The organism is Aestuariivivens sp. NBU2969, assembly GCF_019931125.1.
In the GTDB taxonomy this organism is placed as follows: Bacteria; Bacteroidota; Bacteroidia; order Flavobacteriales; family Flavobacteriaceae; genus Aestuariivivens; species Aestuariivivens marinum.
Genome location: NZ_JAIOUU010000005.1, coordinates 112,296 through 132,217, shown reverse-complemented (window position 1 = coordinate 132,217; position 19,922 = coordinate 112,296). Strand labels below are relative to the sequence as shown.

Sequence of the window (19,922 nt, the reverse complement as noted above, 5' to 3'; positions counted from 1 at the left end):
ATGGTATTGGGTTATAGATTCTTCGATAAGTTGACAAATTATTAAATTGTACATCATAATCACTTTAGGCTTTTTATTAAGTTAGACAGCATGCTTCTAATAAAATATACCGTTTTATTTATTTCTTCTATATCCTTTAAATATTGTAATCTTACTGCAATTTCAATTTGAGTTTCCACTTCTGAAAGAGAACCTAAAGCAATATATAAAAATCTCGCAAATTCTTTTCCTCCTCTTCTTCCTGCTCCTTCTGCAATATTAGACGGAATAGACACAGCCGCTCTACGTAATTGTGATGTTAGTCCAAAAGCTTCATTTGAAGGAAACTTTTCTGTCAGCTCATAAATTATAACAACCAAATTCATAGCCTCCTGCCAAACCTTTAAGTCTCTATGTGATTGTGTCTTTTTCAAACCATTGATGTTTTTATACGTTTATATGGTTATATGGTTATATGGTTATGAAGTTAAAACATTATATGCATACCTCTTCACTTCTTCACTTTATAACCTTATACCTTTTACACTTCAACACTAAGTATACTGTTTTTCATAATAGTCTTGATATTCTCCGCTAGTAACATGGTTTAGCCATTCTTTGTTTTGTAAATACCAATCAATCGTTAACTCCAAACCTTCTTCAAAAGTTACCGACGGCTGCCACCCTAATTCATTCTTAATTTTTGATGCATCAATAGCATAACGTAAATCATGGCCTAATCGATCCTTTACAAAAGTTATGAGTTGTTTGGATGTCCCATTATACCGTTCCAACTTTAAATCCATTTTCTTGCACAATAGCCAAACCAAATCGATGTTTTTCCATTCGTTAAATCCGCCAATGTTGTAGGTTTCTTTATTCTTCCCCTTATGAAAAACCAAGTCTATGGCATTTGCATGGTCTATAACGTACAACCAATCCCTAGTATAGTTTCCATCACCATATACTGGGAGTGGTTTACTGTGGATGATATTATTTATGAACAAAGGAATCAATTTTTCTGGAAACTGGTTCGGACCATAATTATTGGAGCAATTTGATATCACATAAGGCATACCATAGGTTTCACCATAAGCCCTTACAAAATGATCGGAACTTGCCTTTGAAGCCGAATAGGGGGAATTAGGGTCGTAGGCCGTTGTTTCATTAAACAAACCTGTGGCTCCTAATGTCCCATAAACTTCATCTGTACTGATATGGTAAAAACGCTTATCTGAAAAATCGAGTTCCCATGTGCCTTTGAAAGCTTCCAATAGATTGATAGTCCCCAAAACATTGGTTTTAACAAATGCCAAGGGCTCATTAATTGAACGATCAACATGTGATTCGGCGGCCAAATGGATTACAGCATCAAATTGGTATTCCGTAAAAAGGCTGTTTATAAATGTACTGTCAACTATATTACCCTTAATAAAAGTATAATTTTCTTTGTGCTTTATGTCTTCTAAATTCTCAAGATTACCAGCATAAGTTAAAGCGTCCAAATTAAAAATATGGTAATTTGGGTAGTTGTTTACAAATAATCTAACAACATGGGAGCCTATAAACCCTGCACCTCCTGTTATTAAAATATTTTTCATCTTTTTTTAGTTTAACAACGTTTTTAGAAATTTAAATCTTGTCTTTAAATCGTTCTAGAAATCTAACAAATTCAAGCCCTAGAAGCCCTAAAAACATAAAAGCCATTATAAGAATGGCATAGTATTTCTTTAATCCCAAATCCAAACCTAGCAATTCTTTCGAATTGTCTATAGAACCACTATCCTGTTTACTAGAAATTATTTCAATAATCTCTTCTTTATCTGCTTTTTCTCTTTGTTTTTGTACTAGTTTATTTCTAAGGATAATATCATTCATGAACAAATCATACTCTCTGGTTTTATCCTTTTCAGAATTTCCTTCAAACGTTAAATTTACCTGGCCGCTTTTTTCAGTATTTTGCTCAACCCCTTTTTCTAAAATCTCTTTATAAGTTTCTTGTAAATTTTCAGATTTTGTTAGTGCTTCTTTTAAATCTTTTATTTCGCTTGCTAATTCTAAGGTGTCCTTATCCCTTTCATCTTTAAAATATGCATTCTCTTTAACCCCTTCAACAATCCTTTCAAATACACCTTTTAAATTACTTCTATCTCTTGCCCAAATAGTTATTTGTTGCATTTGGTGGTTGTAATCCTTTTCATTTTTAAGATAATCTTTATATTGAATGGTTGTAGCCAATGTAGAATCTAAATCCTTTCGATACCTGTCAAAATTTTTAATTTTTTGGTTCTCTGTGATAATAGATTCCATTTCAAATCCCAATATAGAAGATGCATCTATCTTGAAATATCCCTTATTTATTCCCAAAACCCTGGATAATGTTGTTGTATCATTTTGACGAACTAAATCATTATAGTATTGAAGTGTATTATACAAATTTTCCCCTACATTAGGGTAATTTTGTTTTACCACAACATGTGATTTATAAACTGGTTCTCCTGTTTTTTCTAAAACAAATCCTATAGCAACACCTATTACACCTGCAATTACCAGCTTTATAAAATGCTTTTTTACAAAAAATACAAACCAAACAAAAGCCAAAAACAGTTTATTTAAAATGTTTCCTATAAACTTAAAAAAACGCTCAAAGGCATTGCCTATTAGCTTAAACAGCTGTCCTAAATCAACTTCCTCAGATTGCTGAGGTTGCGGCAAATCTTTACTCATAATTATTCTTTATTATTAAATATTTGTTCTAATATCTTCCTAGTTATTAAATAGGTAGGCTTAACACCAGAGGTTCCCAGTCCACCAGAAGCCAAAGTGCTTCCGGTTTCCAGCGGATTATCACTGGCGTAATAGGCATACCTTACTTTTACATTTTCATTAATATTACCTCTAATTTTCGAGGCTGCTTGTATAGCTTTTTGATAATGGGCTCCCTCCATTTCCAATCCAATGACATTCCATGTTGAATTGTAAAAAAACTTTAAGATGTCTTTATTTTGTAAAGACGTTCCTAAAACCGTTATCATCGTACCTTCACAAACATTAATACCTTGACTTTCTATATCTTCTTTACTTAACTCATTTTTAAACGGATAATTATCTGCCGTGCCTTCAAATATATGCGCTGAAGGTATCATAATGTCTCCCTTTGCGCCTTCTAAAATACCCGCCTTTCCCATAATGGAAATAGATGCGACATTCAAATGTAATTTATCGCTCTTAATTTTATAAGGTTTTAATAACTCTTCTATGGTTTCATAAGCTTGTTCACCAAAAGCATAATCCATTACCAATATAAGTGGTTTTTTGTTATTAATAACAGATTTATCAATATTTAGATTAATACTGGAAGCCTCTAATGCAGTAGTATCAAAAATTTGAACATCTATACTTGTGCCTGATGAATCTTTAATGTAGAACATTCCCTTTTGAAGCGCTTCTTTAGTCACTTTTAAACGCAGATCATTACTGTCTTTATTACTTAGTAACTCATACACTTCAAAAATATCTTTTTTAGCGACCAGTGTTTTTAAAGCTTGGGGCGCATATAGTGTATTCATAACACTATGCATATTGGCACTAATAATATGGATTTCCCTATCCAACAAGTTATTTTTATACAAAACCTCCTTAATGTTATTGGCCCAAATTTCGCCGTGAATATGGTGTCCTATCCGCTCTCTCAGTACAGGACTAAAGGTTATGGTTCTTTTATTAAGGTTTACTTGCTCTTCTATAGCCAGTTTTCCTAACCAATATACAATATGAAGCAAACGCTCTGGTTGTTCAGGTGTGGCAAACGCTTTATAAATTTCGGTTAACTCCTTAAAGGTTCTACCTAAAATATAAGCTGTATGGGTAATGGCAATTTCCCGTTCTTCTTGAGTGAGTTTCTGTTTAGATAAGACTGCTTTTTCCAGTTTTTTCCAGTCTCGGGTGGTAGTACCATCATCATTTATCACTACTCGCTTACTTATTTTATGCGACTCAATAAAAAGAAAAGTGAGATGTGTTAAAATATCATAGATATCCGATCTTCCGCGAGTAATCTCAATATTCATCTGCTCGGCATCAATCCTATAGCAATTGCGTCGCCTTTTTTCTGGAATTATAGGCTTAAAATGCGAATTGGTATAACCCTCGTCGCTGGTAAGGTTAATAAAAGTACACTCTTCTATACCTATGGGTAACCTGTCCATGACGTACAGCAATCCATTGAGTTCTGCCTTTTCCTCACCTATCGAACCATAAATCTCTGGCTTTAGTACCAACAACGATTCCCGCAAGGTTTCACCCGAAATGCCCATAGGTTTATAAAACCCCCTATTGAACAAATGGCGCATAGTAACATACATACGCTCAATGGCATTGGAACTCTCTTGTGCCCTGGTTCTTTCGTGTGACTTTTTACTGCTCATTAGGCTACTTAAGTAGGACAAAGATACTTTATTTAACTAAATTCAGTTCTTTAACAGTATCTACAATTTTTCTGTCGTTAGATAGTCTTGGAATTTTATTCTGTCCCCCCAATTTGCCAATGGATTTCATGTAATTTTGAAATCCGTTTTTCACCACTTTGGTTATTTTTAATGGCTGTAATACCTTTCCTTGAATTAAATCGAAATAATAGGAGTTTTGGGTTTGAAGTGATTTATCAATGCTTTTTGCTAAAGCTGAAATATCTTTTGGTTCATTTTCAAACTCGATAAACCATTCATGATAAGGTAATCCAGATTTTGGATTTATTTCTGGGGCTACCGTAAACTCCGAAATACGGATATCTGTGTTTTTAATAGCTTCTTTCATGGCCTGTTCTACTTCCTTTCCTATAACATGTTCGCCAAAAGCAGAGATAAAATGCTTGATTCGTCCAGAAACGATAACACGATAGGGGTTGACTGATGTAAACTCTACCGTATCTCCAATATTATAGGCCCAAAGCCCAGCATTAGTTGATATAATCATCACATAATTAACCCCTATTTCAACATCTTTTATGGTGATGCGTTTGGGGTTTTTGGTGAAAAATTCATCTGCCTTGATGAACTCATAAAAAATCCCTGAGTTGAGCTGAAGCAACATCCCTTTTTCATCCTGTCTATCCTGAAAGGCAAAAAACCCTTCGCTGGCAGGATACAGTTCAATACTATCTACTTTTCTGCCAATAAGGTTTTCAAATTTAGCGCGATAGGGTTCGTAATTCACACCTCCAAAAATGAAAAGATTGAAGTTTTTAAAAATGTTACCAACCTTCTGTCCTGTCTTTTGTTGCAATTTTTCAAAATACATCTGTACCCAAGAGGGTATTCCTGAAATTACCGTCATGTTTTCTGGTAATGTTTCTTCTACAATGGCTTCTACCTTGGTTTCCCAATCCTCAATACAATTGGTTTCCCATGATGGTAACCTGTTTTTTTGAAGATATTTTGGCACATAATGTGCGACAATACCTGAAAGCCTTCCTAATTGAATGCCGTTTTGTTCATTTAGAATAGGGCTACCCTGCAAAAAAATCATTTTACCATTAACAAACTGGTTCTTGCCTGTTTCGTGTATGTAAAGTAAAATGGCATTTCTAGCCGCTTCAACATGGCTGGGCATACTTTCTTTGGTAATAGGAATGTATTTTGCCCCTGAAGTGGTTCCTGATGTCTTAGCAAAATAAATGGGTTTTTCTGGCCAAAGCACGTCTTCTTTACCTTGAACAACCAAGTCTACATAAGGTTTAAGCGCTTCATAGTCACGAACTGGAACACGCTTTATAAAATCCTCATGCGAATTAATACTTATAAAATCGTGGTCTTTCCCAAACTGGGTAGCAACGGCTTTACTTATTAGATTCTGAAACACACTATCTTGTGTTTTTACTGGGTTTTTTACCCATTTCTGTGTTTTTTTATATATTTTCTTGGCAAATTGTTTGGCCAATAAGGATCTCAATGACATCATTTATTCGAAATCTATAAAATTTGAAGGATTAATGGGATATCCATTATTCCAAAGTTCGAAATGCAAGTGTGGGCCTGTAGATAATTCTCCAGCATCTCCTGCTGTTGCAATAACTTCTCCAACCTTTACCAAGTCTCCCTGCGATTTTATAATCGCTGTGTTATGTTTATAAACCGATATCAATCCGTGATTGTGTTCAATAATAACAACATAGCCAGTAGCTACAGTCCATTCAGCAAATATTACCGTGCCATCTGCTACAGCCTTTACAGGGGTGTCCTTAGCCACTACAATATCAATGGCATAATGTTTTTCTTTTAAATTATATGGCTCGCTCACCGTACCATTTACAGGAGGAAATAGAACAAAACTAGTTGTTGTAGTTGCCGATTCAAACAAATTGTATTTGTCTTCTTTATCGACTTTTTCCCTTAACAGTGAATCTTCTGGAATGGGCTTTAAATCTACCTCACTGGCTTCCAGTTTTACTGCCTGAATTATAGAGTCCTTTCTTAAATCTTCGGCACTTATATCACCTTTTAAAACATTTTTAATGGAATTGTAATAACGCTCATTTAATGTGATAACCCGTTGTAGTGAATCTGTCTTAAAACTCAATTCTGTAGCTTGTCTTTTTAATGCGGTAGATGAATATCCCGGAATATATTCCCTTAAGGAAGTATAGGCTATTAAAAAATAGGTTAAAAGCACCAAAACCAAAGCGCCTACAGACACAAAAACAAATACATTTAACCGAGTTAACTTAAAAGTTAACCGTTCTTCGAAAGTGTCTTCATTTAGGATAACCAAACGGTATTTGTCGAGCAGTTTTTTTCTGAGTCTTTTGCCCTCTCTTTTTTTCTTAGCCATATTGAAAACAAAATTAAATAAAATTATTCCACAACTTGTTTTAAGCAATGCTAAAGTTATGCTATAAACGCCATTATTAAACTTTAATTATTAACTTTGCATAATCAAATAAAAAAATTATGGGTTTATATATATTACCATTAGCTATTGGAGCTCCGCAAATTATCTTAATTGTGGTAGTTGTTTTATTATTATTCGGGGGGAAAAAAATACCTGAATTAATGCGTGGTCTAGGAAGTGGTATCAAAGAGTTTAAGGATGCTAGTAAAGATGCCGATAAAAATAAAGAAGACAAAACCGAATAAACATATTCTAGTTATAGCAAAAAGCCAACATGATATGTTGGCTTTTTTTTGTATTTATATGAATAATAGTTATTTGATTTTTATGGATTTAATGATAGCTTCAAGTTCAAACATGTAATCACGTTTTTCAACTGAAGGTGCAAATGCAAAGCCTTCAGCAATTACCCATCTGTTATTTATTTTATCTTCAATAGCGTAATTAATATAAGGCCCTGCCATAAATGCTTTTTTTACTTCCCACATCCCTTTGGTTTCTATTGCTGGCTTATTATCCAAAATGGTTTCTGTTTGAAATGGTGTATAGGCGTTTTCCGTACTCATGTATGTCCCTTCCGTAGGCCCTTCAATATATGCTTTACCTATTGAATCCCTTATGGAAATAATTTGGTTAATAATACTATCGTTACGTTGAATGTTTTCATAGGGCAACTCATAAACCATAAGATTTAATGTGCCCGTAGTCACATCTTTACGAATCCAAAAGAAATTACTAGTGTCTTTTGCAACTCGATAGGCTGTTGGAAATTTAATATCCACTCTTATTTTTTCTTTTATGAATGTAGAATTGTATAACGATTTTCTAATTAATCGCTGCTTCTCATTCACCTCCATTTTTTTAAAGACCTCAATAATTCTATCGCCGTTTTCTTTAAGCTGTGTTATAACTTCATCTTTAGTCTTTCCAGAAACTACAATCACTTTTTGAGGTTGGGCATATACATTGTTTAAAAATTGAGTAGCTGGTTCCCTGCCCATTTCAATTTTTAAAATAGTTCTGTTATTGGTAAGAAAGCCACTAAAAACATTAGTGGGAATCTGATTAATATTAAATAGTGGTTCGTCTTGTGGAAGCCCATAAACTGGAGCAGCCAACACATCGCGTATAGCTTCTCCAACACGCCCTTTCCACGATTCATTGTCCAGTACTACTGAAACTTCGTTTACAATGCCCGTTGAGTCTACAAGAAGTCTTTTATCTGATTTTCCATCTTTACAAGAATATATGATTAAAACAGATACGACTAATAAAAGCGTTTTTTGCATAATTAAAGTTAGTTTTTAAGAATTTAGCCTTTAGCAATTTTAAGCTTCATTCCTGGTTTTAACTTTGTACCACTAATATCGTTCCAATCTTTAATATTTTGAACAGAAACTCCCGGAAATTTTTGTGAAATGCTCCACAAAGAGTCCCCGCTTTTGACAATATAGGTTGTAATGCTTCCTGAAAGTGGCTTGGAAGTCCCTGTTTTAGTGGTTGTGTCCGTTGGTGCTACATATGCTATTCTGGGATATATCGTTAAACGTTGTCCTATTCTCAAATCATTACTACGTAGCCCGTTCCATTGTTTTATCTGACTTACCCTTACACCATACTTTCTAGCAATTTTTCCTAAATAATCACCAGACCTTACCGTGTAGCGAATTCTATCACTGGTATTAAAAAATTGAGGTAATGGCTTTTCTCTTTTGGCAAACTCTTCCTTTACAAAAGCATAGATTTGATCTTCATTGTTTACGAACGCACCTATTACATCTTTAGGTAAGCGAAGTACATAATTTTCATCTTTTATGAACGGAATAATATCTAACCTATAGGATGGGTTTAAAAACTGAAGGGCTTCAATCGGCGTACCAGTAACTTCTGCAACTTGATCTAAAGTAATCATGTGCTTTACACGTATGGTATCGGTCTCTACCAAGGCAAATTCTGGTTTAATTTTTTTAAAACCATGAGCTTCGGCATATTCAAAAATATACATGTTAGCCAAAAACGCTGGTAAGTAGCCTGCTGTTTCCCGTGGCAAGTTATGCCTAATGTTCCAATAGTTTTTATAACCGCCAGATCGCCTTATGGCCTTAGTAACATTGCCCGGTCCTGAATTATAGGACGCTAAAGCCAAATCCCAATCACCAAATATTTCATACAGCTTTGACAGGTATTTTGCGGCTGCTTCGGTTGATTTTATGGGGTCACAACGTTCATCAACATAACTGCTTACATCCAAACCGTACATTTTACCCGTGCCAAACATAAATTGCCACAAACCTGTAGCGCCTACCCTAGATTTTGCTCGAGGTTTTAAGGCCGATTCCACTACAGCCAAATACTTGATCTCTAAAGGCAAATCGTACTTATCCAACTCGTATTCGAACATGGGAAAATAAAACGCACTAAGAGTTATCAATTTTTGAAGCAGTTCTCTTCTATTCTTTAAATAGCTCTTGATAACGCTCTCTAATGACGGATTATACTCTACATTAAAAGGCGTTTTAGCATCAAGCTTCTTTAAACGCGCTTTAAGTGTGTCGGTTGGAAGTTCAGGATATTCAACATCTTCAAAAGTTATATCAGTAACCGATTTATAAATAGTATCGAACAGGTGGTTATTATAAAGTTCTTCAAACCATTTCTCATCAAATTGGGCAGCTAAGTCGTGGTCTTCAATATGCTTTATTGAAAGTATACTATCCTCCTTTTTCAAAAGTGGCTTTAAAGTAATTTCATTGCTATTTACCAATGAGTCTTTAACCAAAAATTTTTGTACATATACAGAATCTTGGGATTGCGGAAAACAAAGACCCAAATTAAAAAAGAGTGCCCCAATAAAACAACGAAAAGCCATATAACCTATTCTCTTAATTCAATTTGAACGATTACACGGCTAAATTCGTATTTTTTATGGGAATGTAAAAACTTAATTAGTTTTATTTGGCATTTTGAGAGCCTCAATGCCCAACTAATGTTAAAAATGAAGACATACTCCATTGTAATGCCTTCGAGAGCCTCAGGCACCAGATAGATAACTTATTCCAAAATAGCAGCTATCCCCGGCAACGTTTTGCCTTCCAAGCTTTCTAGCATAGCACCTCCGCCGGTACTTACATAACTTACCTTATCCTGAAACCCAAATTGTTTAACAGCGGCAACCGAATCGCCTCCACCAACTAACGAAAAAGCTCCATTTTTTGTAGCTTCAGCGATAGAATTCCCTAAAGCAATAGTACCTTTTGCAAAGTTTTCCATTTCAAAAACACCGAGTGGTCCATTCCAAAGAATAGTTTTGGACTCATTCACCACATCGTGAAATATCTCCAAGGATTTTGGGCCGGCATCAATACCTTCCCATCCTTGTGGTATTTTATCAATATCTACAACCTGGGTATTGGCGTCGTTACTAAAAGCATCAGCTGCAACCACATCAACAGGAATATGAACCTTTACATTTTTAGCTTCAGCCTGCTTTAAAATATTTAAAGCCAAATCCATTTTATCGTCTTCACAAATTGAATTCCCTATGCTTCCACCTTGGGCCTTAACAAACGTAAAAGACATGCCGCCCCCAATAATGAGATGGTCTACCTTGTCCAAAATGTTTTCGATAATGGTTATTTTTGAAGACACTTTCGCACCACCTAATATAGCCAAAACTGGTTTTTCGCCAGTTTTCATAACCTTTTCTATGCTTTCAATTTCTTGAGCCAATAAACTACCAAAGCATTTGAGGTCATGAAAAAATTGTGCCACTATAGTTGTAGACGCATGTGCCCTATGTGCCGTACCAAAGGCGTCATTTACATAAATATCTCCAAGATTGGACAGTTGTTTGGCAAACTCAACGTCACCAGCTGTTTCTTCTTTATGAAATCTTAGGTTTTCCAATAATAAAACCTCCCCTGGCTTTAAATTTGATACTGCATCTTCGGCTTTTTCACCAACACATTGATCCACAAATTTAACCTCAACACCTAAAATATCTTCTACCTTGGATACAATATGACGTAACGAAAATTCATCCTGTACACCTTTGGGTCGTCCTAAATGCGACATTAAAATACAACTACCACCTCCTTCCAAAATTTTTATAATGGTTGGTTTGGCCGAAACAATTCTAGTAGCGTCGGTAACTTGAAAGTTTTCGTTTAATGGCACATTAAAATCTACACGTATTAAAGCTTTTTTATTATTAAAATCAAAATCGTTAATCGTTTTCATTAATCTTAGTTTTTAAGTAATTGGTTCACAAATGTAACCAATTAAAACACGCTAGAAAATGAGTTTTTTAACGAAAACGTTTGAAGCCAAAAAGTTTTATAAAAAATATGTTAACCAGTACATGTTCAACCAATAATTTTATTCTTTAAGACAAAAAATCCAAAAAGTAAATAAAGCACTTTTCGGATTTAATTATGGAAAGTAGGTGTAAAATCTTTGTTACTTTTTTATGAGCTTTAAGGTTTGTGCAATGTCTCCAGATTTTACTTGAGCCAGATAAATACCACTTGGAACAGTACTCAAATCAACAGTTATAGTATTGCTATTACTTTTTTTTCTAATTATTTCCTTGCCAAGAACATTAAAAACGATTACTTCATCTAAAGTTGCATTGGCCTTAAAGTTCACTATATCTGATGTAGGATTAGGTCCAAAGGAGAACCCGTCTATTAAATTATATTTATTGGATAAAGTTGCTGTTTTTAGTTCGAAATTGTCAAAACCTAAGTATTCGTTTCCGTTTTGATATACTACCAATCGCATTCTTACATAGCTATAACCAGAAGGAACTTCATAGTTAATTTCTTCCCATCCTGTTGAATTAAAATTACCCGTTTTCGTTGTTCTAAAAACATCTTCTTTGTAATCGGAATGATTCCAATCATTAGCGTTATCGTATCTTAACTCATAATAAATATAATCAGTTTTATTCAAACCAACATAGTGGACTCTAAATGAAACTTCCGCTGGTAAGCCGTTAACATTTATAGGTGTAAAAGTAAGAATGTGTTCTGGAGACGATAAACCAGTTACCTGCTCGGCATAAGGATTATCTAAATCTCTTCCGGCCAGATAACTAGACCCCGCAAAGGGACCAGGGATGCGACCATTAGAACCAGGTTGGTTCATCCAAAAATCAGTATTATTATTATTGGAATAGAAAGGAATGTTTGAGGTATAGGTCCAATTATCCTCCGATTTATTTTCGAAGCCTTGTTTTGCTTGCTGTGCACTTATAAAAAATACACTTATAAGCAAAAACAGTAGTGTTATATTAGTAGTTTTATTCATGGTTTTAACTTTAGGCAATTAAAAACGAATAGATTAACGAGCATTTCAAATCTAAAACAAAAAGTATTTCTTCCCTATAAAACTCGATGATTCACCTTTTAATTAGCCTTATTGCACTTACATTTACCTTTTCTGCTATATTTGTGGTATGCTATTTAGTGATGTATTAGGGCAGGAACATATTAAAAAACACTTAACGCAAAGTGTTGATAACCATAGAATTCCCCATGCCCAACTGTTTGTTGGCAAAGAAGGAAGTGGCACACTTCCTATGGCTTTAGCTTATGCCCGTTACCTACTTTGTAATAACAATGGAGGCGAAAACAATACCGGAAACCAAGCCTGTAATCTTAAGTTTAAAAACGTCTCACATCCGGACTTACATTTTGCCTTTCCTGTGGTTACCAGCGACAAAGCAAAAAGTCACCCTATTTCGGCTAACTACTTAGAAGAATGGCGACAATTATTGACCAATCAGCCTTACGGTAACCTATTTGATTGGTATAAGCTGCTTGGTGTTGATAACAAACAAGGGCAGATTGGTGTAGACGAAGCCCAAAATATTGTAAAATCTCTCTCTTTAAAGGCTTATGAAGGCGGTTACAAGGTAATGATTATATGGATGGCGGAGAAAATGAACCTAGCCTGTGCCAATAAACTTTTAAAACTTATTGAAGAACCTCCTAGCAAAACCATTTTCATTCTTATTGCAGAAGATGAAGAGCAAATTATAAATACGATTAGATCGCGTTGCCAAATATTGCATTTTCCACCTTTAGCAGAAGATGTTATTACTAAGGCTTTAGTTGCTAATTACGATTTGGATATCTCTGTTGCAACCAAAATAGCCCATCAAGCCAATGGCAACTTTAATAAAGCTTGTGATTTGGTATATCACGATTCTGAAGATTTACAGTTTGAAAAATGGTTCATCTTTTGGATTCGAAGTGCCTTCAAGGCAAAAGGCAATAAATCGGCTATTCACGACCTTATTTCTTGGAGTGAAGATATTGCTAAAACTGGTCGTGAAACACAAAAACAATTTTTACAGTTTTGTTTAAACTTTATTAGACAAGCACTATTACTAAACTATAATGCTAAAGAATTAGTGTATCTCGAACCAAAGTCTGAAAACTTTAAACTGGAGAATTTTGCGCCATTTATACACAACAACAACATTCTTGAAATTAGCGATGAAATTCAAGATGCTATTTACCATATTGAACGCAATGGTAATTCTAAAATTATCCTAACCGATTTATCCATTAAACTTACACGTTTACTCCATAAAAAATCGGCTTAATTTTATTAGAACTCTATCCGAAATACGAGGTTTGGTGTTAGCCCTAAAGATATTTTATTTATTTCCCTAAGCTCGTCTTCACTATTTTGGGTGCTTTGGCTTATTTCATAAGTTCGGCTCAAAATATTTTCCCTGTTATAGATATTCAATAATGAAAACCCAAATTTCCCTTTCCAATTATCTTTTTTAGAGAAGTTAAATTCGTAAGTGGTAGAAAGGTCTAACTTATGATAAGCTGGTAAACGTGCTCCATTTGTTGCTTCAAATACTATCTCCCTTCCGTTATTAGTGTCTACAATCCCAGAAACCTTTGTATATGGTATTCCCGTTCTAATGCTCCACCCCAAAGACACATTAAAGTTATGCCATTGATAGGTGTGGGACCAAATAAAATTATGGGTAATATCGGTATTGCCAGGAAATTTTTCTCCATTGTTGATGGTGTTAAATGTAAAATCGTTGTTAACTAATGAATAGCTGAACCATGTCCTGTAATTTTGAATTCGCTTTTTAATTAATAGGTCCATTCCAAAAACGTCACTATTCCCTTTAAAGAAAAAATCTTCAATCCTATCAAATCCTAAAGTTACCAATCCGTCTATTTGCTTATAATAGAACTCAAGATCCAAGCCCCATCCTTTTTTGTTATACTCCAATCCGGTTGTTAATTGATTACTCTTTAATATTGGGATTTCTTTACCGTCTGATAATGCCCAAAATTGATTTTCAAGACCAAACTCTCTCGTGTTAAACTCCAAAACTTCACTTACAGATTGGTGCATGTTCTCTGCGGAAATTTTAAACTTAAAAAAAGGGTTTAAATTAGCACTAAGCTGTAACCTTGGTTCAACAAAAAGCTTGTTCAGCACGGAAAAATGATGGATTCTCACGCCGGTACTAGCAAACCATTTTCCATCTAAGTTATATTGATAATCAGCATAAATGGCATGAGTAGTATTATTGGTTTTAATACTGGATTTAACAAACTCGTCTTCCTCACTTTCGGGTTCAATATAACTTAATCTGTAATTTACCTTGTTTGAAGAAAACTGATATCCGATTCCAAATGATGATGTTTGACTAAAATTAAAATTCAAATTAAAATTCAATCCGAAGTCTTTTATTGTATTATGTTTATCCAATTGGTCGTTAAGTTCGCCAGAAATAGAATTCGTTCCGATATATTCTAAATCGAAATTAGAAAAATAGGTGTTGAAATTATGTGAAAATGACTTGTTGTAATGATGCTCCCAATGCAAGCTCAACCCTTGGTTTACAACATCCAATTGGTCTTGTGAGGCTTCTTCAAAATCCTCTATTAAAAACCCATAATTCAATTTATTCTTGGTATATAGACTACTTATTTGAAAGGCATTATTATCATTGGGATTTACAATTACTTTTGCCGTAAAATCCGTAAAATAAAATAGATCATCCGTAGTTATTACTTCATCGTCTTCAAAGACTTTGTTACCATTGGAAATCTTTGTTTCCTGAAATACGCGCTTGGATAAATTCCTAAAGGTTTCGGTATTAAAAGCATCTGTAATGGATCGTCTGGCAGAGAACAAAACCGCAGCTTTATTCCCTAAAGGTGTTTTTAAAAAAGCATCGGCATGGGTCATATTAAAACCAAAACCGCCTTCTGCTGATTTTGAGATGGCATTATCAGATTCAATGTCTATAACACCTGAAATGCGATCGCCATACTTAGCCTTTGTTCCGCTTTTATATAACTTAACCTGATCTGTGATATATGGGTTGAACGCCGAAATAGTACCAAAAAAATGTCCAGAGTGGTACATTTTTATGCCGTCCCAAAGAATGAGGTTTTGATCTGGTGTGCCGCCTCTAATAAATAAGTCTGAAGCCGTTTCTGTTGGACTTTGTACTCCCGGAATCAATTGTATACTTTGCAAAACATCGGGTTCGGTCAACCCAGGCAAGATACCCAATTCCTTTGGAGAAATCGCTATTGATGTGTCTTCATTATCGTTTCGAATACCCGTAGTGATGTATTCCTCTATTAATACTTCATCGAGCTCCTGAGTATCGGTAAGCTGTCTTTTGGTAACTTTAACGGTATAATAGCGTTCGGATTCTTTTTTAAATTTTAGAAAAAGTTTTTCTTCAATATTAAACAGTATTTCTTCTAAAGTCGCTTTATCTAAACTTAGCGTAATTACCCTATTGTTAACCAACTCTGAATTAAAGGAAAACTTTACACTAAATGTTTTTTCTAAGTCTGAAAACGCTTCAATTAAAGGGGTATCAAGATAATCAACATTTGTAGTTTGTTGAGCAATTATACTTATAGTTAAAAAGAAAAATAAAACCGATAAGCAATACTTCATTTGCAATTCTTATTAATTCAGGGATACCCAAATTTAGGGTAAAATAACCAAATTTTTAGTTGTTGTTGTATGAATTAAGAAGAATTGTGTTGTTTTCTTTGTCAACCGTATAAGAAATACCCATTGGACCAGACACCGTTTTTAATGCCAAATTAAGGTTCTTATGGGTAAATGCTCCTGTAAACCGTTTATTTAAATCGATATTGGTTTTATCAAACTTAATTTGAAATTGGTTTTCCAAAGCTAACAATACCTGTGAAATAGGTGTATTAAAGAATGTTGATTCTCCAAGTGTCCAATTAGGCTCATCTAGGCTGAAATTCCATTCTTCAAGTCTGTTATTAGCAACTCTTACAGCGTCTCCTGGCAATAAAACAACCTCTTCATTTAAGGTATTGCTACTAACCCTCACTTTGCCCTCCATACACTGTACTTCAAAGTAAGCATCCCTAGAAATAACGTTAAACTCGGTTCCCAAAACTTCTACTAATCCTAAATTGGTAAACACTTTAAAGGATTGTCCTTTTTCGACATCGAAAAAAGCTTCGCCTTCCAATTCTAATCTTCTGTTGGATTTCCAATTTAAGGTTTTGTATTCCAGTTTTGAATTTGCATTAAGTTTAACCGAAGAGTTATCAGGAAGCAAAACGGCCAATTGTTCGCCAAAACTCGTTTGGTAATGCGAACTAAGTGTCATAACATATAGTAAACCAAGCGCTACTACAAGAACTGCTGCGGCAGAATAAGCCCAATTGGGTATAAGCTTTTTAACCTTGGGCTGAGGTTTATTTAGTTCCTTTAATTTTATTAATAGTGCTTGATCGTTAAAAGTAGGTGCTTTTAGGTTTTGGGACGCATCATTAATTTTTTTAAGAACTGGATAACCTTGGGAATTTTGAAACTTTTCGAGCTCTTTCGGACTAAGCTCTCCAGCAATCCATCGGGCTAAAAAAGTTTCATCTTTACTAAAATTTTCCATACTATGTAAAAGTTCTTATAATTATAAAACAGTTGGTTTTAGTTTTACCCTACTTTATATGTCGCCTAATTTATCCCTTAAGGTTGTTAATGCCAAACTCATACGTTTTTCTACCGCTTTAATCGATATACCTACTATCTCAGAAATCTCAGTATATTTCTTTTTATCTATTCTGCTCAACAAAAACACTTCACGCTGTTTTTCGGGCAAACTGTCTATAGCATTTTTTAGCTTTTCCATAAACTCCTGCTCTTCTAAGATGTATTGAGGAGATTCGTTGGTGATACTTTTTGAAGTTGTCGAACTTTCATGCTGTAACACAATTTTTTTATGGGCTACTTCATTAAAAAAAAGATTTCGTGCTACTGTAAACAAAAAGGATTTTGCCTTATCGTAAATTACTTTGGAGCAATTGTTCCAAAGCTTTACATAGGCATCTTGCACAATATCTTCCGCCTGTTGAACATCGCCACACTTATAATATATAAAATTAAATAAGGTTTTGGAATGGGTAATGAAAAGTTGTTCGTAGTTTTTTTGTTCGCAAACAGATTTGGGGTCACTATTCATAAGTATAGTAATAACAAGGCTTATTTACCAAAAATAAAAAAATTAAATAAAAAAGTAGGGTATTATGCTTTTAAACTGTTTTACATATAAACAAGAACGTTTATGCCCCAACAAACGCAATTGTTTTAATTAGCCCCAAGCTCCATTTTTACCATTAAACACCTACTACTGTTACGGCACACAATGCCATGTGTATTGCTATTTTTAAGATTTGGTTTGAAATAGGATATCACAGGTTTTGAATTCAGATTTTAATGATCTGAAAAATGGTTGAGTTAGCTAATTTGCGTCAAAGCATGTCCCCAATCAGTAAGTCTTTGTCGCAAGTTTGCAACTTAAAATGTTGAACAGAATAAATGTTGCTATGACATTATTAACCTCTTACTTTGTGAGCAAACAAACGCGACACGAAAACATGGGAGATGCTTTATTGAGTCTATCAAGAGGCAAGTGCTCAAATGGTCGACCAGTATATGATTTATGGGTTTTTGAAAGCGGATATTTAATCTATAAAGGGATATCGAACGTTGAAAAAAATGGAATTCACAAAACAGCAATACCACTAGATACGGTTAACAGAATTAAAAGTTATTTAAGCAGCCTAAGTTCTAATGATGTTGGTGATTCCAAAGGAAGGGATAATCCGCTTACCATAATTAAATACGATAATAAAAAGATAGTTTATCAATCATCTAGAGCTAAAGGTGCTTTATTAGAATTAAACAATTTATTAGAACATTTTGCTAATAGTATAAACAAAGAACTATAAAAACTTAAAAGAACAAATAAAAGAGAATGAGGGTTCAAACTTTATTTGTGTGCCTCCGTAAGCCTAACGACGGAGACTTTTTATTTTCTTTGTAGGAACAATAAAAAAGCTCTATAATTAATTATAGAGCTTTTAAGTTTTCTGATAAATTAGGTTACTTTTTATATTCTGCGTTTAAAGCATCCAAGATAACCTGAGTTAAATTATTCTCTTCTGTAGCATACAGAACCGATGCAGCTGCATCACTGGTACCTAAAATATAGGTGTAGTTGTTCTTTTTACCGTAATCTTTTACAAAATCTTTTACCTTAATAATCAGAGAATCTATTTCACTTTGGAAGGCCTGCGCTAATTGCTGCTGTTCAAATTGTATTTGTTGCTGGAGTACTTGTTGTTTTTGCTGCAAACCTTGCATAAGTTCTTGAGCTTTTGTTTGAGAAGATTTACGCGCATCTAATTGGGTTTGTTGCACTTCTAATTGGAAGGCTTTACCTATACTATCGGCTTTTTTATTAAAAGCTTCTTCCTTTGTTTGATACTTTGCTTCAATATCCTTTTTCTCTTGATAATCGTTAATTACCACACCGTTATCTACATAGCCTATTTTCTTTTCCTTTTGGCAAGCCGTAAATGCTAAGGTAATTATTAAAACATAAATTATATTTTTCATAAGTTCTGGTTTTTTACAATTCGCACAAATGTACTAAAGTAAGCTTTAATTTATTATTGGACAGTTCTGATTTTTTGCTATAATTAAAATTTATTATTAAAATAATATTTGATAGTTTTTAATTATAAAATTAGAATTGGTTTAAAGCTTTTTAAGGCCGTTTCTTTTTTTAGGTTGACAACAGTATTTCTGCAGGCGCTTTAGCTCTTAAAATGCCTTAAACTAAGTTTTGGTTGTTTTTCGCTACATATATTAAAGACGACGCCTCCTTTGTTGCTAAAGATTTTAAATTTGATGACAGCCCAACACAAAACCCCTTAATGATATTCATTTTTCCAGATTTGTATTTTTCAGAAAGTAGGCTTACATAAAATGCATCAAACCACATGGGTTTGATTTTAATAACCTTTAAAGATTGTCTTGAAAGCAAATTGGAAATTGAGGCTGTATCAAAATGCCAAAGATGTCTAGGCACATCGTAAGCGGCCCAAAAATTTTTGTAATGGGTCGCATCAAAACTTTTGTAATTTGGAACAGCTATCACCAAAGTGCCATTTGGTTTTAAAAGTTTTTTAAACAAAGCAATTTGATCATACAGATTCGGAAGGTGTTCCAAAACATGCCACAAAGTAATTACGTCAAAACTGTTATCTTCAATTTTTGAAAGTTGTTCAGGTTGATAAACTATACTATTAATTTTTTTATTAGCTGTTTTCCTTGCCCGTTCGTTAGGTTCAATTCCAACTACGTTCCATCCCTTTTGCTTTGCGGCTTGCAAAAAGTCGCCCGTACCACATCCTATATCCAATAAATTTTTACTTTCTCTTGCATAATTATTAATCAGTCTAAGCTTCCTTTTTAAAGTAATGGTTCGGATGAAATGATACACTTTTTCAAACCAATTACGGTTTGCATCGGTATGCGAAATATAATCTTCACTTTGATAATACTTTGACAAAGATACTTGAGTAGGCTTCGGAATAGTTTCCAAAAAGCCATATTCTGGATTTTTAACCAATTTAAACTCTTCTCCAGAAACGGAATAATCTTTTACTTTTAAAAAGACGTGATTTGCTTTTTCTTTCTCCACCAAATTTTAA

The 19,922-nt window shown here is 34.1% G+C and carries 18 protein-coding genes; 3 read left to right on the top strand and 15 right to left on the bottom strand.

What is annotated here, in order from left to right; translation table 11 throughout:
• Positions 1-59 precede the first annotated feature (59 nt).
• The 6 genes from K7G79_RS05910 to K7G79_RS05885 form a co-directional block, all read right to left on the bottom strand.
• The gene (locus tag K7G79_RS05910; RefSeq protein ID WP_223550092.1) at positions 60-413 is read right to left on the bottom strand and encodes a four helix bundle protein; all 354 of its coding nucleotides are present in this window, start codon (positions 411-413) and stop codon (positions 60-62) included.
• A gap of 120 nt (positions 414-533) precedes the next feature.
• Positions 534-1,580, bottom strand: coding sequence for a dTDP-glucose 4,6-dehydratase (rfbB, locus tag K7G79_RS05905; RefSeq protein WP_223550091.1), 1,047 nt, complete (start codon positions 1,578-1,580; stop codon positions 534-536).
• 31 nt (positions 1,581-1,611) lie between these two features.
• Positions 1,612-2,706 (bottom strand): hypothetical protein, encoded by a 1,095-nt coding sequence (locus K7G79_RS05900; protein ID WP_223550089.1) that lies wholly within the window; start codon positions 2,704-2,706, stop codon positions 1,612-1,614.
• Between the two features lie 2 nt (positions 2,707-2,708).
• Entirely contained in the window at positions 2,709-4,406 is a 1,698-nt protein-coding gene (locus K7G79_RS05895) for a hypothetical protein (RefSeq protein ID WP_223550087.1), read from the bottom strand.
• 28 nt (positions 4,407-4,434) lie between these two features.
• Positions 4,435-5,937, bottom strand: coding sequence for a GH3 auxin-responsive promoter family protein (locus K7G79_RS05890; RefSeq protein WP_223550086.1), 1,503 nt, complete (start codon positions 5,935-5,937; stop codon positions 4,435-4,437).
• Positions 5,938-6,807 (bottom strand): M23 family metallopeptidase, encoded by an 870-nt coding sequence (locus K7G79_RS05885; protein ID WP_223550084.1) that lies wholly within the window; start codon positions 6,805-6,807, stop codon positions 5,938-5,940. It abuts the gene before it with no gap.
• 119 nt (positions 6,808-6,926) lie between these two features.
• Between K7G79_RS05885 and K7G79_RS05880 the strand changes: the two genes are divergently transcribed.
• Complete coding sequence (locus tag K7G79_RS05880) at positions 6,927-7,112, top strand: twin-arginine translocase TatA/TatE family subunit (protein ID WP_223550082.1); 186 nt, start codon at positions 6,927-6,929, stop codon at positions 7,110-7,112.
• A gap of 69 nt (positions 7,113-7,181) precedes the next feature.
• On the opposite strand, the gene K7G79_RS05875 is transcribed toward K7G79_RS05880, so the two are convergent.
• The 4 genes from K7G79_RS05875 to K7G79_RS05860 form a co-directional block, all read right to left on the bottom strand.
• A complete protein-coding gene (locus K7G79_RS05875; protein ID WP_223550081.1) occupies positions 7,182-8,156 on the bottom strand; it encodes a DUF4837 family protein in 975 nt (324 codons plus the stop codon).
• A gap of 23 nt (positions 8,157-8,179) precedes the next feature.
• Positions 8,180-9,736 carry a lytic transglycosylase domain-containing protein gene (locus tag K7G79_RS05870; RefSeq protein ID WP_223550079.1) on the bottom strand — a complete coding sequence of 519 codons (1,557 nt, stop codon included), beginning with the start codon at positions 9,734-9,736 and terminating at the stop codon, positions 8,180-8,182.
• Between the two features lie 182 nt (positions 9,737-9,918).
• Positions 9,919-11,106, bottom strand: a complete 1,188-nt coding sequence (pgk, locus tag K7G79_RS05865; RefSeq protein ID WP_223550077.1) for a phosphoglycerate kinase — start codon at positions 11,104-11,106, stop codon at positions 9,919-9,921.
• A gap of 219 nt (positions 11,107-11,325) precedes the next feature.
• Entirely contained in the window at positions 11,326-12,177 is an 852-nt protein-coding gene (locus K7G79_RS05860; protein ID WP_223550075.1) for a T9SS type A sorting domain-containing protein, read from the bottom strand.
• Positions 12,178-12,325: 148 nt separating this feature from the next.
• On the opposite strand from K7G79_RS05860, the gene K7G79_RS05855 reads away from it, so the two are divergent.
• Positions 12,326-13,480, top strand: coding sequence for a DNA polymerase III subunit delta' (locus tag K7G79_RS05855; RefSeq protein WP_223550073.1), 1,155 nt, complete (start codon positions 12,326-12,328; stop codon positions 13,478-13,480).
• A gap of 5 nt (positions 13,481-13,485) precedes the next feature.
• On the opposite strand, the gene K7G79_RS05850 is transcribed toward K7G79_RS05855, so the two are convergent.
• From K7G79_RS05850 to K7G79_RS05840, 3 genes are read right to left on the bottom strand one after another with little or no spacing between them, the layout of a single operon-like run.
• A complete protein-coding gene (locus tag K7G79_RS05850; RefSeq protein WP_223550072.1) occupies positions 13,486-15,834 on the bottom strand; it encodes a TonB-dependent receptor domain-containing protein in 2,349 nt (782 codons plus the stop codon).
• Between the two features lie 55 nt (positions 15,835-15,889).
• The gene (locus K7G79_RS05845) at positions 15,890-16,813 is read right to left on the bottom strand and encodes a FecR family protein (protein ID WP_223550070.1); all 924 of its coding nucleotides are present in this window, start codon (positions 16,811-16,813) and stop codon (positions 15,890-15,892) included.
• A gap of 54 nt (positions 16,814-16,867) precedes the next feature.
• The gene (locus tag K7G79_RS05840) at positions 16,868-17,383 is read right to left on the bottom strand and encodes an RNA polymerase sigma factor (RefSeq protein ID WP_223550068.1); all 516 of its coding nucleotides are present in this window, start codon (positions 17,381-17,383) and stop codon (positions 16,868-16,870) included.
• A 388-nt stretch (positions 17,384-17,771) separates the two neighbouring features.
• Here K7G79_RS05840 and K7G79_RS05835 point away from each other — a divergent pair, with 388 nt between their 5' ends.
• Positions 17,772-18,152, top strand: a complete 381-nt coding sequence (locus K7G79_RS05835; protein ID WP_223550067.1) for a DUF6438 domain-containing protein — start codon at positions 17,772-17,774, stop codon at positions 18,150-18,152.
• Between the two features lie 154 nt (positions 18,153-18,306).
• On the opposite strand, the gene K7G79_RS05830 is transcribed toward K7G79_RS05835, so the two are convergent.
• Positions 18,307-18,822: an OmpH family outer membrane protein gene (locus K7G79_RS05830; RefSeq protein ID WP_223550065.1), complete on the bottom strand. Its 516-nt coding sequence runs from the start codon at positions 18,820-18,822 to the stop codon at positions 18,307-18,309.
• A 217-nt stretch (positions 18,823-19,039) separates the two neighbouring features.
• Positions 19,040-19,912: a class I SAM-dependent methyltransferase gene (locus K7G79_RS05825; RefSeq protein ID WP_223550063.1), complete on the bottom strand. Its 873-nt coding sequence runs from the start codon at positions 19,910-19,912 to the stop codon at positions 19,040-19,042.
• Positions 19,913-19,922 lie beyond the last annotated feature (10 nt).

Excerpts from the sequence above, each read along its gene's own strand:
- K7G79_RS05895 (WP_223550087.1), bottom strand. The coding sequence starts at position 4,406 with ATGAGCAGTAAAAAGTCACACGAAAGAACCAGGGCACAAGAGAGTTCC.
- K7G79_RS05880 (WP_223550082.1), top strand. The coding sequence starts at position 6,927 with ATGGGTTTATATATATTACCATTAGCTATTGGAGCTCCGCAAATTATC.
- K7G79_RS05870 (WP_223550079.1), bottom strand. The coding sequence starts at position 9,736 with ATGGCTTTTCGTTGTTTTATTGGGGCACTCTTTTTTAATTTGGGTCTT.
- rfbB (WP_223550091.1), bottom strand. The coding sequence starts at position 1,580 with ATGAAAAATATTTTAATAACAGGAGGTGCAGGGTTTATAGGCTCCCAT.
- K7G79_RS05850 (WP_223550072.1), bottom strand. The coding sequence starts at position 15,834 with ATGAAGTATTGCTTATCGGTTTTATTTTTCTTTTTAACTATAAGTATA.
- K7G79_RS05840 (WP_223550068.1), bottom strand. The coding sequence starts at position 17,383 with ATGAATAGTGACCCCAAATCTGTTTGCGAACAAAAAAACTACGAACAA.
- K7G79_RS05885 (WP_223550084.1), bottom strand. The coding sequence starts at position 6,807 with ATGGCTAAGAAAAAAAGAGAGGGCAAAAGACTCAGAAAAAAACTGCTC.
- K7G79_RS05855 (WP_223550073.1), top strand. The coding sequence starts at position 12,326 with ATGCTATTTAGTGATGTATTAGGGCAGGAACATATTAAAAAACACTTA.
- K7G79_RS05860 (WP_223550075.1), bottom strand. The coding sequence starts at position 12,177 with ATGAATAAAACTACTAATATAACACTACTGTTTTTGCTTATAAGTGTA.
- pgk (WP_223550077.1), bottom strand. The coding sequence starts at position 11,106 with ATGAAAACGATTAACGATTTTGATTTTAATAATAAAAAAGCTTTAATA.
- K7G79_RS05875 (WP_223550081.1), bottom strand. The coding sequence starts at position 8,156 with ATGCAAAAAACGCTTTTATTAGTCGTATCTGTTTTAATCATATATTCT.
- K7G79_RS05830 (WP_223550065.1), bottom strand. The coding sequence starts at position 18,822 with ATGAAAAATATAATTTATGTTTTAATAATTACCTTAGCATTTACGGCT.
- K7G79_RS05845 (WP_223550070.1), bottom strand. The coding sequence starts at position 16,813 with ATGGAAAATTTTAGTAAAGATGAAACTTTTTTAGCCCGATGGATTGCT.
- K7G79_RS05900 (WP_223550089.1), bottom strand. The coding sequence starts at position 2,706 with ATGAGTAAAGATTTGCCGCAACCTCAGCAATCTGAGGAAGTTGATTTA.
- K7G79_RS05890 (WP_223550086.1), bottom strand. The coding sequence starts at position 5,937 with ATGATGTCATTGAGATCCTTATTGGCCAAACAATTTGCCAAGAAAATA.